This window comes from Kluyvera genomosp. 3, assembly GCF_011765685.1.
GTDB classification, from domain to species: domain Bacteria; phylum Pseudomonadota; class Gammaproteobacteria; order Enterobacterales; family Enterobacteriaceae; genus Kluyvera; species Kluyvera georgiana_A.
Window position 1 is genome coordinate 2,153,757 of the sequence record NZ_CP050321.1, and the last position, 14,416, is coordinate 2,168,172.

Below are 14,416 nucleotides of genomic sequence, written 5' to 3' on the forward strand. Positions count from 1 at the left end.
TTGTAGGAATACGATTATCATATGGTGAGCTTTCGCGCACGCATAAAAAAATCCACGCGTCGGCGTGGATTTTTACGCTTACAGCCGAGCTAGCGACGCGCCCAGCGCAGACTGTAGTGATAATGCGGCTGTTGCAGCAGATACTCTTCAGAAACGCTCGGGCTCCAGGAGTCATCGCCGCCAACGCCCATATGGAAGCCATCAATATTCAGCCAGCTTCCGGCTTCTTCGACCAGCAGGTGCCGGTGTGAGGTGTTATGCAACTGAGACTGGCTATAGCGGCTGAGGTTGAACTGGAAATTACCGCGCCAGAGGTTAGCGCCATATTCCAGACGTTGAGTACCGCAGCGCAGGCCATTTTCGCTCGGGAAGACGTACGGCGTGTACATCTCAGCTAGCGGAAGCTGCCAGCGATCGTAGTGGGCCGAGGCCTGACGATCGGGGTAGTTTTCATGCGGCCCCAGCCCCAACCAGCTGACCTGCGGCGCGACTTCCGCCAGCTGGCAGGTCAGGCCGATGCGCGCCGGAGACGGCGTGCCGCGGGCGACGTCAACATCAACGCTAATTTGTAGCTCGCCCTGATTATCAATAATGTAAGTTTTGCGGCTGATAAACAGCAACTTACCGTGCGCCAGCCAGTGATGCTCTGAGCGGAGTTGTACCGTCTGCGATTCTGTCAGCGTATCGGCGCTCAGGCTGACGGTATGGCACGCCATGGTGTAATAACCGGCCGCTTTCCAGCGCTCAACCCAGGCATTGGGATCGATACGCGTCACTTCGCTAACGCCAATGTCGTTATCCAGCGGCGCGCGGGTGAATTGATCCTGGAGTGGCGTCAGCAGAACGTTCTGGCCGTGGCTGACCCACTGCGTCAGCAGGCCACTGGCACGATCGAACTGCCACTGCTGCTCGCCGTGGGCAATGAAATAATGAGTATCGGTTTGCGTCAGTACCGGTGTTTTGCCGCGGGTGACGACGGATTCCGCGTTAAGCAGACCCGGCAGTTGCCACTGCTCGCGGGCGCAGACGTGTCCGGCTTCGCTCCAGCGGGTGGCGGCGTTCTGCCTAACTTCGACATTCAGCCACACCTCGCCGCTGCGGGCGATCGGCGGCAGATCGAGGGCGATCGTCTGTTTCCCCTGTGGCGCAATAGTCAGCGGCACGCTGCCGCTGGCAAGCGATTCCCCCTCGAGCTTCACCGTCCAGCACAGCTGCTCATTGTCGGTGGTACGGAACAGGTATTCGCTGGTGACTTCCAGCTGATTGTCGGCAAGCCAGCGGAACTGGAAAAACTGCTGGGCGTAACGCGCTTCATACAGCGACGGGTGCGGGGTGCGGTCGGCAAACACCAGGCCGTTCATACAGAACTGACGGTCGTTCGGCGTATCGCCAAAGTCACCGCCATAGGCGGAGAAGGTTTGACCGTTTTCATCGCGTTTGTTGAGCGACTGGTCGACCCAGTCCCAGATAAAGCCGCCCTGCAAACGGGGATATTGACGGAAAGCCTGCCAGTATTTATGGAAACCGCCAAGACTGTTGCCCATCGCATGCGCGTATTCGCAGAGGATCAGCGGACGGTTTTCATCCGGCATGCCGACCCATTTTTTGATGGACCATTTTGGCACCGCCGGGAACGGTTGATCCTGGTCGACGCGAGCATACATCGGGCAGATGATATCGGTGGCGGCGCTGTTTGCACCGCCGCCTTCATAGTGGACAGGGCGGGAGGGATCGTTGGATTTGATCCAGCGATACAGCGCATCGTGATTATCGCCATGCCCGGACTCGTTACCCAGCGACCAGATAATAATCGACGGGTGATTGCGATCGCGCTGCACCATGCGGGTGACGCGCTCGCTCATCGCCGGCAGCCAGCGAGGGTCATCGCTGAGACGGCGCATTGGCACCATCCCGTGGGTTTCAATATTCGCTTCATCCACCACGTACAGGCCGTAGTAATCGCACAGCCGATACCATTGCGGATGATTAGGGTAGTGGGAACAGCGCACCGCGTTGAAGTTATTCTGCTTCATCAGCAGGATATCCTGACGCATGGTGTCGATGTCCATCACCTGGCCGTTATCCGGATGATGTTCATGGCGGTTAACGCCGCGAATCAGCAGCGGCTGACCGTTCACTTTCAGCAGCCCGCCGCTGATTTCAACCTTTCTGAAGCCGGTGTCGTAGGCTTCCGCCTCAACCAGCGTATCGCCGCGTTTGAGCAGCACCACGGTGCGGTAGAGCACGGGGACTTCCGCACTCCACAGCGCGGGCTGCGCCACCGGCAGGCGCAGCGTAGTACGATCGGCATAACCGCCACGCTCATCAATGATGTCGCTGCCGAGCGGCTGCTCTGCTTCGCTCACCAGACGATCGTCCTGCCACAGCTGCACGGCGACGCGCGTGTCGCGGGTGATATCGCCTTCAACGATCACGGTCGCTTCCAGCGTGCCGCGGCTGAATTCGTCGTTGAGTTGGGTAACCAGTTGGACGTCGCTCAGGCGAGTCGTTGGTTTATGCAGCAGCGTAACATCGCGGAAAATACCGCTCATCCGCCACATGTCCTGATCTTCGAGATAGGTGCCGTCGCTCCAGCGTAGCACCATCACCGCCAGGCGGTTCTCGCCGTCAACCAGCAGCTCGCTAAGATCAAACTCTGACGGTAAGCGGCTGTCCTGCGCGTAGCCGACCCACTGGCCGTTACACCAAAGGTGAAAGGCCGAGTTGACACCGTCGAGGATAATGCGCGTCTGCCCGTCGATCAGCCATTGTGGATTAACGTTGAATGTGAGCGAATAACATCCCGTAGGGTTATTCTGCGGTACAAACGGCGGATTAACCGGAATGGGATAGGTGACGTTGGTGTAAATGGGCGCATCGTAACCCAGCATCTGCCAGTTGGCAGGAACCGCAATGCTGTGGGCGTCCGCCAGGTCGTGCTGCAACCAGCTTTCCGGTACCGCCTCCGGCCGCGTAAAGTAGCTGAACTGCCAGCAGCCATTGAGAAGTTGCCGCGACGGTGATACGGCGTCCCGGCGGGCGTCATCGGCCTCACGCCAGCTGGAAAAGGGCGGATGGGCGGCCAACGCGTTGAGCTGGGTGACGGCGGGATTTTCCCAGTCGCGGCGGGCGAGTACGGCGGCCAAAGAGAGAGGTTGAGGGCTCATAGTGGTGGTTCCTTGATGTATTTGCGATTCGCTCACAATTTTAATTACTATGTGAGGATACCCGCTGCATGTAAAGGATCATCGCGGGAGAGGGTGAAGGCAATCACAAATCATGGCCCCGAAGGCGGGGCGCTGGAGAGCGGTTATTGCAGGCGGGCAACCTGCCGGGCGAGGCGAGCCAGTTCCTCTGCAAGCTGCTGCGGGCTGAGCGAATCAGACGGCGGTTTGGCGGTGGTTTTGCGCACCACCAGGCTGACCGGCAGTAATTCGGATACCGTTTCTTCTCCGTCGATCAGCGCCAGCAGACGCTCAATGCTGACTTTCCCTAACGCCCTGAAATCCTGTTTGATGGTGGTGAGCGGCGGGGTGAAGCAGGCGCTATCTTCCGTATCATCGTAGCCGACCACCGAGACGGCCCCGGGGACCGGCAAACCGTATTCGGAAAGTGCGCGTAGGGCGCCCAGCGCCATCTGATCGTTTGCCACCAGGATGGCCGTCGGGAGGGTTCCCTCGTTAAGCAGCCGCGTAACCTGCTGGTAGCCCGATAGCGAGCTCCAGTCGCCAAACATCACCGCCACCGGCATCAACTGGTGTTCCGCCAGGCAAGACTGCCAGCCCTCCAAGCGCAGACGCGCCGAAATGGAGCTTAGCGGGCCGGACAGCAGGGCTATCTGCTGATGACCCCGTTCGAGCAGATGATCGACACCCAGCTTCGCGCCCATCTGCGGGTCAAAAACAATATGGTGCGTGGTGGTTGACGGCGAGACATCCAGAAACAGCACCGGGATAGCGCCGCACAGCCGCACGATTTCCTGGGTGTGTTCTTCTTCCATGGGAATATTGACCAGAATGCCGTCAACGCGCTGCGACAACAGCTGGCTGACGGCGGCTTTGCTGGCCTCCAGCCCTGACTGCTCGGTCATGGCGATCACCACGTTAAATTGCAGTTCGCCCGCCCGCGACTTGGCGGCGGCCACAATCTGCGACGGCGCATGCAGCGCCAGATTGCTGGTGGCAAACCCCAGCGTATGGCTCAGTTTCCCGGCCAGCTGCTGCGCCATGCGGTTGGGAATATAGTTCAGCGCATCCATCGCCGCTTCCACCTTGCGGCGCGTTTTTTCGGATACGTGAGCGGCCTGATTAATCACCCGGGAGACAGTCTGATACGAGACGTTAGCGTGCTCGGCTACGTCATAGAGGGTGACAGACTTCGCTTTCATGCCGGGATTCCTCGTCATTTATCATGTTGAAGATGACTGTCAGGCAGCCAAAAATCGTTGGCATATCATAGCATTTGTTCGCGGAAGGCGCACGGTGGCGGGGTTAACCTACCGACGCGCGATTTAATATTACCCGCTGTTTTGTCGCTTAAGGATTCTATCTTATGAGGGAAAAGTGGAACCTAAAAAATGGTCAAAGTCGTGTTATCCGTTGTGGTCTGTTTGCTGCTAAGCGGCTGCGCCACCATTGTCGGCGAGTCAACGCAGAGCGTGTATCTGGAAAGCGACCCGGTGGGGGCGCAGTTTGTTATCTCGGATAATCATGGGGTGGTGAGCGCGCGCGGCGTAACTCCGCAACGAGTCACGCTGCCTAAATCGGATAACCGCTATTTTGGCAAACTCACCTATAACGTGACTTTTCTGCACGCGGGTTATTATCCGACGCTGGTACCGCTGCAAACCCGAACCACCCACTGGTATACGTTCGGCAACCTCCTGTTCCTCGGCGTCCCCGGCTGGTTCCTCGTTGACCCCTTCAACGGCGGGATGTACGACATTTACCCGCAGCGCGTGAATGCGCTGATGCAGCCGTGCCCGCGCGGGCCGTGGCGCGATACGTGTGAATAGCATCAGACGTCGTGATGGCCGTTGAAATCACGGATTATTGTTGTCAGATAGAGGCTTCCGGTGCTCGCGCGTCGCTGGTAAAGTGAGCGACGCATAATACGATAATCAGAAGGGTATCAACGGTGAGCGGGCGCATTGACTACCAGATTGAGAAATACCGCTTTACGGAGGCGACGGAAAGCGAACGCCTCACGAAACAGTGGGCCGATGTGATAGCGGAATGTCAGGCGAGCGGGGCGGGAGCGGAAGAGCGTCTGCGCATTGCCTTGCTGAATGTGGATTACGTCACCAGCTTCGAACTGCCTTTTCGGCTGCTGCTGACGCGCGCGCCGCAGCTGATCGCCAGCGTGCGCGATGAGCTCGCCCTGAATCAGAAAAGCGCGACCTTTAACGGAAAGCGTTTTGGCTGTGTCTATAGCCTGAAAAGCGATCTCACTGGCGTGCCGGAAGCGTTTCAATACCATCTCTCCACCCGCATTCGCCGCACCGACGGGGCGGGTAACGGCGAAACGCCCTATCGCGAAATCGCCCAGCAGGTGAAACATCCGCGGGAACGCCTGCGGCTTGCGCTGGAAAACAGGCTGGCGGTGACGGCGCTGGATGGGTTGTTCTGGTTTGGCCTGCAACGCATCGCCGCCGATGTACAGCGGCTGCGCAAAACGGGGATGCGGATCGCCACGTCGGAAACGGACGTTTTTGATACGCTAACCGGCACGACGCGACGCGTGCCGGTTTATCAGCTTACAGCGATCTGACCTGAGCGGTATTCTCCAGCCGCCTGATTGCCGGAACCAGGCTGGCGCAGACGGTGGCGATCACCACCGCGATGCCGGCAACCAACAACACGTGGCTGTTGCCGTACTGCATTGCTAACGGCCCGGCAACCAGTTCACCGAAAGGGATAGCCACAAAAGAACCGACGGCGTCATAGGCATAAACGCGGGCGAGTTTTTCCGGCGGGATATGCGTTTGCAGTGAATGGGCCCAGGCAACGCCGAACCGGCCAAACGCGACGCCGGTAAGAAAGAACGCCGCCATCAGCCAGGCGGCAGAGGCGGCCTGGCTGAGCAGCAAAATAGGGGCTGCGCAGAGCCCAACCAGCATGACGCCGATAAACAAATCACGGCGTGGCCGCCAGCGCAGGGCGATAAAGGTGCCCACGATTAACCCGACGCTTTCGGCCGCCACAATGATCCCCCAGTTCGCCCGGCCAAAGGAGGCGTCGGCTATCGCCGGACCAAGCACCATCACTATGCCGCTGAATGCCGCGTTGATAATCGTAAACTGAACCACGACTGACCACACCCAGGCACGACTGGCGAACTCTTTCCATCCCTCTTTTAAATCCTGCAGGATGTTACTTTGCGCGGCGCTGACCCTGGACGATGCCACGCGAATCATAAAGTACAGGGGGGCTGCGGCGGCAAAGCCCATGGCATCGATTGCCAGCCCCCAGCCGGGGCCGACCGAGCTGGCGAGGATCCCGCCAAGGGACGCGCCAATCACTGTGCCGCTGTAAATACCGAGCTGCACCAGCGCGTTGGCTTCGCGAAGATTTTTGCTGGGTACCGTCTGCGGGACCAGCGCCTGTGAAGCCGGTAAGGCGATACCGGCGGAGGCCCCGTTAAGCATGCCAAGCAGGGCAAGGCTTAATACCGTCGCAGAGCCATCCAGCACCAGCCAGGCCACGATGGCCTGCGAGAGGGCGGCGACGCTGGATGAGTAAACCAGCACCCGGCTACGCGAGTAGCGGTCGGCCAGGACGCCACCGAGCAACAGAAAGGCGACGTTGAGAATGGAACGAGAGGCAACCACCATCCCCAAATCAGAAACGGTTCCGCCGATATCGAGAACCGCGAAGGCCAGCGCAATCGGCGCCATACCGTTGCCGAGGACCGTCAGCAAGCGGGCGGTGAACAGATAGCGGAATGCGGGGAAGTGATAGGCGCGAACTTTTTTATTATACGTATTCATTATGGCAATGAGTTCAGGGTTAGAAAGCGTTTAACAGACGGCCTGCGAGCGTTGAAGACGCAAGAATCAATAGGGTTACGCATAATATCATGTAATTTCGGTACGGAAGTGCTGATTTATCATCAACCTGCCGAGCACCGCCAGCAAGCCATCGGCATCGTTTTCTCTCAAATGCGCCATCACTGAACGGTAACGAGCAAATCAGCAGCAACGCCGTCCTGTTCAACGCTCACTGTTTATATCAATAATCTCTTTTGGCTTTCTTTTGTTCACTATTTATTGATCGGATTTTTCCGTATTTAAAGTATACATTTGTTTTTCTTGGTCATGAAAAATAAAAAACCTTAGTATTGCCAGGGTAGTCTCATGCCAGGCATTTTGCTGGTCCGGGTGTTTATTAAAACAATCATATTCGTTCTTAACTGCAAATATCCGTGCAAGTCGATATGCGCGCGGGTAAGCGTTAATTGTTTATTTAATGTCATGGTTTTATAGGTGGAAGGATGGGGGTTATTAAAAAAGCCATGCTGGGAATATTCATTTTGATGAGTGCGCTCAGCTTGTTTCGGGAATTTCAAGACTTTGGTTTTAAGACCGGGTTACTATTATCAGCGCTGTTCCTGTTGAGTACGGCTTTCTTGTGGCAATGGGCTTCCGGCCGCCTGCCACAGCTTGGCAAGCTGCACGCGGTGATGGTGATGATGGCTCTGACGCTGGTGTTTTTAGGGACCATTGACTACGCCATGGCAGACAGTTTCAACGTGGATCTGCTGGAAGTCATTCGCACGACCATGGTGCATAGTCCATGGTTCTATGTGGCAACGTTTACCGGCGCAGGAATCAAAGTCTTCTTCTGGCATTGGCTATTTTCCGGTGTACGGCAAAAGAATGCAGAACACACCGCCGCAGGATAAGTGAATAATAACGATCGTGAAACATAGAATGAAATATCGCAATTACAATACGCGAACGGAAGCACTCCGGCAGTTGAAAGAGTTGGGCGAATGTATTCTGTTGTTCCCCTACAATGAGGGGGCCTTTCAACAGGAATCTACCAGTATAAAAGCCGCCTCGATTCGCCAGGGAATGAAGGTTGAACTCAAGTCCGCTTTGCTGGTCGTTGAGGGGGAGTTGCCGCAGAGAGTATTGCGCGTAAAGAAGGTGGCGTAACCCATCGTGCGGGCGATGTCATAAACAGGTATCGCCGTTATTCCGCGTAATAAAAAGGCTCCGCAGGAGCCTTTTTATTATTTAACGATCTGGGCGTTACGCACCACGCCTTTATCTTCGATAATACGCAGTTCGTGGCCGGCTTTTTTCCAGTCACCGTTAGACTGCTGGCGCCAGCCTTTCTCAACCAAAAACTCCTCCGCCGCAATGCCTTTCATCCCGAGGATAGTTTCAGCTTCGCCAACAATCTGCCCGTATTGCTGGCTGGCCGTCAGCTTAGGCTTCGCGGCAGCCTTTGGCGCCTGTTTGGCGTTCTGCGCTTTGGTTTTGTTAATGTCGCAGGAGACGCCGGCGTTCATTTCAGTACAGCCAGAACGTTCAAGTTGCTCGCGGTATTTGGCGTTAATGGCCTGTGCTGGCATCGCAGCCAACGCCGTCAGAGCAAGAACGGAAACCATGATTTTTTTCATTGTGATATAGCCTTTTTTATAAAAGATATTACGCATCACTGCCCGCAATCAAAAAATCCCCCCTCACCCGGGGGGACAGTATAAGACATACTCAAAGTTAATGATTTAGACAGGTCAGTCTGATTGTCGGCGATAGCATGTCCACACTTCCCGCCGACGGTAGCGATCGTATGGCCTTAGAACTGGTAGGTCAGGCCAGCCACAACGGTGTTGTCGCCGTTATCAGCCAGATTGATCTGATAGCCGATATCCGCCACCATATTTTTGTTGAAGTAGTAATCTGAACCCAGCGCGACATACTCGGTAATATCACGATTGTTATTGTCGCGTGCGTGCACGTAGCCCACGTTCGGGCGCAGGCCAAAGTCGAACACATACGCGGCCATCGCTTCAAAGTGTTTCGCTTCGTGAGCGCCTTTCAGCAGATTGTGAGATTCGCCGCCCATGGTTGCAACGTATACGCGGTTCGCGTCATATTTCGCACCCACGCCCCAGAACTCAGCGTTATTCCCGGTCCAGCCCGCCGTTTTCTGGTGGCCCGTGACCGCGCTGGTCGCGTAGGTGGCGATAGTCGAAATACCGGAATCAGCGATGTTGTCATAACCCAGAGAGAAGCCGTAACCTGTACCATGCTGTTTAGCGGGGTCGCTATCGGTCGCGTCTGCGCCCTGGTATTGTGCGCCGAAGCTGACGCCGTCCGCTAAGCCGAAGGCGTTGCTGGTACGTAATGTAGCAACGCCACTAGTGCGACCAGTAAGGAATGAATCAGTGCCTTCATAGGAGTCGCCGCCGAATTCGGAAAGGTTGTCAGTATAAACCCCGACATCGTAAGCGATACCGTAGTTACGGCCATAGTCAAAGCTAACGTTGTGACCATAGTCCAGGCCAGCATACGCCAGGCGGGTGGATTCGCCATTCTGAGAACCTTCTGCGTTCGCAGCATCAAGCTGACCTTCGAACTGGCCGTAGCCCGTTAACTCCTCGTTGATTTGGGTTTCACCTTTGAAGCCCAGACGCGCATAGGTACCATCCTCGTTTTTGCCGTCCGTCCAGCTATGCGCGGCTTTAACCTTGCCGTACAGATCCAGCTTATTGCCGTCTTTATTATAGATTTCCGCTGCCTGTGCGGAAGTTACCCCTAAAGCCAATACGGCCAATGCCACTGCTGTTTTTTTCATTTCAAACTCACTTTCTAGTTGTGGTTGCTATCGTCATTACAGCTTTGTTAAGTAGATTTTCCTTCTACTTAAAAAAGCCCCCGTACCCGGGGGAAACATCTCTCTAACTACGAAAAAAGTGGCAAATACAACAATAACGATGAAGGCTGGGCTTTCGCCCTTATTGCGTGGTTCAGCGCAATAATGTTCCCCTGTGAGGGCAGGAGGAATGTGCTCTTAATAAGAAAACAGCACGCCCGCGCCTGCACCGACGTTATCCGCGGTATCCCAGGACAGACCGGTTTTTACGGAAACGTTGGCTGACACGCGTGCGCTGATCCCGGCAGATACGGCGTTCTGGCCGTTAAAGGTCCCGACGCCCATGCCGAAGCCGACGGTGTGGCCCTGCGGCGCTTGCGGGATGGCGGTGAGGGCGAAAGCGCCAGCCAGACCTGCGCGGAACTCTTTACGATCTTTGTTCTGCTGGTCTTTCAGCGAATTGAAGTTGGTCTGGTTGTTGGCTTCCAGATCGGAAATGCGCTGTTCGTGGTTAGCCAGCGTTTTCTCGTCGTTGGCAAGGCGCTGGTTGGTGTTCGCCAGCGCCTGATGGTTTGCTTCGGCATTGGCAAAGGCGACATCAGCGCGATTCTGAGCGGCCGCGCCGGTGGTCTGGGCCTGCTGCACGCCGGATGAGAGGGTGGAGAAGTGCTGCTGTTCGGCCTTCACTTCGCTATCGATAGCGGATTTGTTGGCGGTGATGTTAGCTTCATCGGCGGTAATCGCCTTTTTGTTCGCATCAACGTCGGCCTGGTTCGCTTTACTGCTAACGGTATTTGTTAACGCGGTAACGATTTGATCCTGGCGATCCTGGTCGGTTTTGAATTCCGGTTTAGTGACGAAATTGCCAATCTGCCCCTGTAGCTGTTGTACGTTGCCGCCGAGTACAGACAGCGCTTTCGTGTTGATATTCACATCCTGGCGCAGTTGTACCGCTTGCCCGTTAAGAATGGAGGCTTCCGTTTCGAGGTGCTTAATACGAACGCTGTTAGTGCCTGCATCGAGACGGTTATCCTCAACCTGCTTGCCCATCTTAAGGATGTCGGCATTCGCTTTATCGGCGGTCACTTTTGCGTCGGCGGCAACCTGTGCATCCTGCTGCATTTTATCGAGGTCGTAAGCCTGATTCGGCGTACCCACGATGGTGTATGAACCAAGGCCGTAGGGATCTGTCTGATCGACGCCGACTTGTTGAGCCATGGCGCTGCTGGAGGATATCGCGGCCAACACCGCGACGGCGATAATACTTTTACTTACGGACTGCATAATGAGTTACCTGTCATTAACTGAATTTATTCGCCTGTTATGGCGGTTTTATTTAGCGAGTGGCAGGGGCGTACAGTAGCCCTGAAGTGTAATAACCTCAGCCACGATGTTTTGTGATTTATTATTTTTCTGACAAAACATTATTTCACCGAAAACAGGCTGATATTGACCTGTTATCTGTGAGAGTGAATAAAAAACGGGTTATTGTTTTTTATTCACTGTTAAATATTTAGCGCTCGATCAATGGCGTCTCTGTTTGATGCTATCTCTTTGTTTATTCATGCGTTTCAATCCCGTTGGCCTGATGTAGCATCAGCGCCTCGGTGATAATTTGTTGTTTACTTTTACGGGTTTGAAAAGCCACCTCACGAACGTATTCGCAAAGGTCATCAGCGATGCGTGCGCTGAGCATAGTCAAACTGGCATTTTGTACTTCGCCGCGACGTCTGCGTTTCGCGGGATATGTCCTGGTGTTGTTCATGAGATTCCTCATGTAATCCGATTCATTATTTTTCTTCGTAAAATATGCAGGGGGAAAAAAGACATGTCAATATTCGGAAAACGCCGCTTATTTTGTATTAAAAACGTTAAGGTAATTGGTGATTATTATTTGTATATTCGAATGAAAGCCGAAGATGTGGGTTGCGGAGAGAACATTTTTTTTGAAACGATGGACCATAAAGGGTGAGAGAGAATCGCCTGGAGGGCATTGGCTAACAGAAGGCGGGAACGTAATAAATTGACATAAATATCAAGCCTGGCAGCCTATTACGATTTTGTGCGGAGTAGTGATGTACTTCACGTTTTATCAGGGGGATAGTCAGGGAATTTGAGTGATTATGCAGAGGGTGGCTGAAAGTATTCTTTCATAATCCGTTTACTAGTACAAAAGTATCCGCATTTCTCGCAACAGTTTCGTAAAGAAAGGTAAGATTGTGTGTCGTTAAAAGTGTCATAAAAATATGCGTAGTTTGATTGGGATCAATTAAGCGTGAAGGTATACATTGCTTTAAATGAGAACAGGAACATGATTATCGTTTGTAAATCAATCATTAGCATGAGAAGTAGTGCGAATGTCGTTAATTTTATCGAATTTTCTGTTTTTATTTTGTATTGAGATTGTGGTTTTTGATTGCGTGATTGATTATTCATTTTAGATACTTTTTTTTAGCGAAGCAGAATCATATAACCACGTTATTGGGCCCAATAATTCGCGGCATAAACTAAGCGATATTGTTGGAGAACAGGCATCATGGCGTTTTACGCGTCATTATTGGCCTGACTACAAATCAATACACAAATTGGCCGACCGACTGCGCGAGCAGCACAGGGCAATTTGCTGGCTACTGGCCGTTTTCTCCGCCGCCGACTGCACAGAATCACGGTGGTCGACAATGCCCTCCACAACCGGCGTCAGGCAAGCGCCGCAAATCCCCATTTCGCAGGAAAGTGGGACGGCCACGCCGTTCTCCTGGAGCACCTGAGCGATGGTTTTATTCGCGGGCACCGGCCAGCGTTTGCCCGACGAGGCCAGCGTCACGTTAAAGGTTTCACCGTCCTCCTCCGCGCTGATGGAGGGGGCCAGCGGTTGAAACGCTTCACTGTGAATTTGCGCTGGCGACCAGCCTTTTTCCACGGCGACCCGCCGCGCGGTCGCCATGAAACCTTCCGGCCCACAGAGATAGATAGGCTGACCGGGCTCGACCCCCTCCAGCGCTTGCGCCAGATGCTGGCGGGCGCTGTCCCCTTCCTGGGAGCAGTGAATCGCGAATTGTTCTGCGCCGAATTGCTGCTGCAGTTCGCGAACAAACGCGCCCTGGGCGCGATTTTTCAGATAATAGTGCAGCCTAAACGGCACCCCCTCCGCATTCAGACGTAACGCCATCGCATACAGCGGCGTGATGCCTATCCCGGCGGCCAGCAGCGCCACCGGCTCCAGCGCCTGGAGTGGAAACAGGTTGCGCGGAGGCGAAATCAGTAGCGTCTGTCCGGGGCGTAGCTGCTGGTGGATATATCGCGAGCCGCCGCGTGACGTATTTTCCTGCGCTACGCAAATCAGATAGCCGTCGTCGGCGCTTCCTGCGCCGGTGAGCGAATACTGGCGGATAATCCCGCAGGGCAGGTGCACGTCGATATGCGCACCGGGCTGCCAGGCGGGCAGCGCCTGGCCGTTTTCAGCGACTAGTCGGATCGCCAGATTCTGTTCTCCCTGACACCAGAGACCCTCAACGACCACCTTTAAGACATCATTCATTCTGGTTCTCCATTTAGACGAGGAAAAAGTCACCGAAGCCCATTTTCTTCAACCCACGGCGGTAGGCGATGGAGCTACGGTCGGCGGGAATATGCGCTTCGAGGGTTAAATCCAGCGGCAGTTTCTCAGGCCGCTGGCTCTCAACCATCAGCCGGTCCTCCTCAAACACGCGCAGGTTAAAGGCGTGCACGTCTTCCACCGGCACATGCAGGTCGAAGTTACGGGCGATGGGAGCAAACATGCGGGTGACGCGCGCGGAAACCGGCGAGGCGGCATTCATAATCACCAGCCTGGCATCACCGGGAAAATGAATCGTCAGGGTGGCGGTAAACGGCAGATGCATCTCGAAATGACGCAGCCAGCGGAAGCCTTCCGGGGCGCGAAAATCGGCGCTGGCGGGATAGTTGCCCACCGAGCTCCAGTAATCGGCGATGAAACCGAACGTCGTCTCCTGAGGGCTGTAGTCGGGCACCAGCTGATTTTCCGGGTCGGCGAAGGTGTTGGTATGGATCCAGGCGAAATGCGCGACATCGAGAAAGCCTTCCACCTGGCGGCCCGCAAAGCCGTTGACCTCAAAGGCCGGGCAGTTGATCTGCTGAAATCCCTCGTCATGCCAGTGCGGCATGACGGGCAACGGCTGTGGATTTTCCGGGTCGAAGGCCAGACAGGTCCAGATCAGCCCATAGCGTTCTTCCACCGCAAAATGGGTGAGATTGAGTTTTGCCGGTACCGGTTGGTCGGGGCTGGAAGGGATGCGGTTGCAGCGGCCATCTTCACCGAAGCGCAGGCCGTGGTACGGGCAGACGATCCCTTCTTCATCATGAAAGCCCAGCGTCAACGGCACGCCGCGATGGGGGCAGGCATCGCGTGCCACCACGACCTGGCCCTTTATACGATAGATAACCAACGGCTCATCAAGCAGGGTGGCTTTCACCGGGGCCGGGCCAATGTCGCAGGCACGGGCGACCGGGTGCCAGCATTGCGCCAGGCGCAGCCAATCCTCAGGTTCAAAGCTGCAATGGGCGGGTGGGGCGATAGACGGTTGGTGCATGGC

13 protein-coding genes are annotated in these 14,416 nt (G+C 55.2%); 4 read left to right on the forward strand and 9 right to left on the reverse strand.

Annotated elements, in window-relative coordinates:
- Nucleotides 1–89 precede the first annotated feature (89 nt).
- Complete coding sequence (locus tag GY169_RS10035; RefSeq protein ID WP_167575640.1) at nt 90–3,167, reverse strand: beta-galactosidase; 3,078 nt, start codon at nt 3,165–3,167, stop codon at nt 90–92.
- Between the two features lie 143 nt (nt 3,168–3,310).
- Nucleotides 3,311–4,387 carry a LacI family DNA-binding transcriptional regulator gene (locus GY169_RS10040; protein WP_167575641.1) on the reverse strand — a complete coding sequence of 359 codons (1,077 nt, stop codon included), beginning with the start codon at nt 4,385–4,387 and terminating at the stop codon, nt 3,311–3,313.
- 189 nt (nt 4,388–4,576) lie between these two features.
- On the opposite strand from GY169_RS10040, the gene GY169_RS10045 reads away from it, so the two are divergent.
- Both GY169_RS10045 and GY169_RS10050 read left to right on the forward strand, forming a co-directional pair.
- Nucleotides 4,577–5,014, forward strand: a complete 438-nt coding sequence (locus GY169_RS10045) for a hypothetical protein (protein ID WP_167575642.1) — start codon at nt 4,577–4,579, stop codon at nt 5,012–5,014.
- Between the two features lie 122 nt (nt 5,015–5,136).
- On the forward strand, nt 5,137–5,769 hold the full coding sequence (locus GY169_RS10050; RefSeq protein WP_167575643.1) for a helix-turn-helix domain-containing protein: 633 nt from the start codon (nt 5,137–5,139) through the stop codon (nt 5,767–5,769).
- Here GY169_RS10050 and GY169_RS10055 read toward each other — a convergent pair.
- Nucleotides 5,756–6,988 carry an MFS transporter gene (locus tag GY169_RS10055; protein ID WP_167575644.1) on the reverse strand — a complete coding sequence of 411 codons (1,233 nt, stop codon included), beginning with the start codon at nt 6,986–6,988 and terminating at the stop codon, nt 5,756–5,758. The two genes, GY169_RS10050 and GY169_RS10055, sit on opposite strands and share 14 nt — an antisense overlap.
- A 503-nt stretch (nt 6,989–7,491) precedes the next feature.
- Between GY169_RS10055 and GY169_RS10060 the strand changes: the two genes are divergently transcribed.
- On the forward strand, nt 7,492–7,902 hold the full coding sequence (locus GY169_RS10060; protein ID WP_167575645.1) for a hypothetical protein: 411 nt from the start codon (nt 7,492–7,494) through the stop codon (nt 7,900–7,902).
- A 28-nt stretch (nt 7,903–7,930) separates the two neighbouring features.
- A complete protein-coding gene (locus GY169_RS10065; protein WP_167575646.1) occupies nt 7,931–8,158 on the forward strand; it encodes a hypothetical protein in 228 nt (75 codons plus the stop codon).
- Between the two features lie 77 nt (nt 8,159–8,235).
- On the opposite strand, the gene GY169_RS10070 is transcribed toward GY169_RS10065, so the two are convergent.
- The 6 genes from GY169_RS10070 to hpxD all read right to left on the reverse strand — a co-directional run bounded on the left by GY169_RS10070 (nt 8,236) and on the right by hpxD (nt 14,413).
- Nucleotides 8,236–8,628, reverse strand: coding sequence for a hypothetical protein (locus GY169_RS10070; protein ID WP_167574670.1), 393 nt, complete (start codon nt 8,626–8,628; stop codon nt 8,236–8,238).
- Between the two features lie 176 nt (nt 8,629–8,804).
- Nucleotides 8,805–9,806, reverse strand: coding sequence for a porin (locus GY169_RS10075; RefSeq protein WP_167575647.1), 1,002 nt, complete (start codon nt 9,804–9,806; stop codon nt 8,805–8,807).
- Between the two features lie 216 nt (nt 9,807–10,022).
- A complete protein-coding gene (locus tag GY169_RS10080; protein WP_167575648.1) occupies nt 10,023–11,108 on the reverse strand; it encodes a YadA C-terminal domain-containing protein in 1,086 nt (361 codons plus the stop codon).
- 274 nt (nt 11,109–11,382) lie between these two features.
- A complete protein-coding gene (locus GY169_RS10085) occupies nt 11,383–11,589 on the reverse strand; it encodes a hypothetical protein (protein WP_167574671.1) in 207 nt (68 codons plus the stop codon).
- Nucleotides 11,590–12,390: 801 nt separating this feature from the next.
- Nucleotides 12,391–13,362 (reverse strand): PDR/VanB family oxidoreductase, encoded by a 972-nt coding sequence (locus GY169_RS10090; protein WP_167575649.1) that lies wholly within the window; start codon nt 13,360–13,362, stop codon nt 12,391–12,393.
- A gap of 13 nt (nt 13,363–13,375) precedes the next feature.
- Nucleotides 13,376–14,413: a molybdenum cofactor-independent xanthine hydroxylase subunit HpxD gene (gene hpxD, locus GY169_RS10095; RefSeq protein ID WP_167575650.1), complete on the reverse strand. Its 1,038-nt coding sequence runs from the start codon at nt 14,411–14,413 to the stop codon at nt 13,376–13,378.
- Nucleotides 14,414–14,416: the final 3 nt, after the last annotated feature.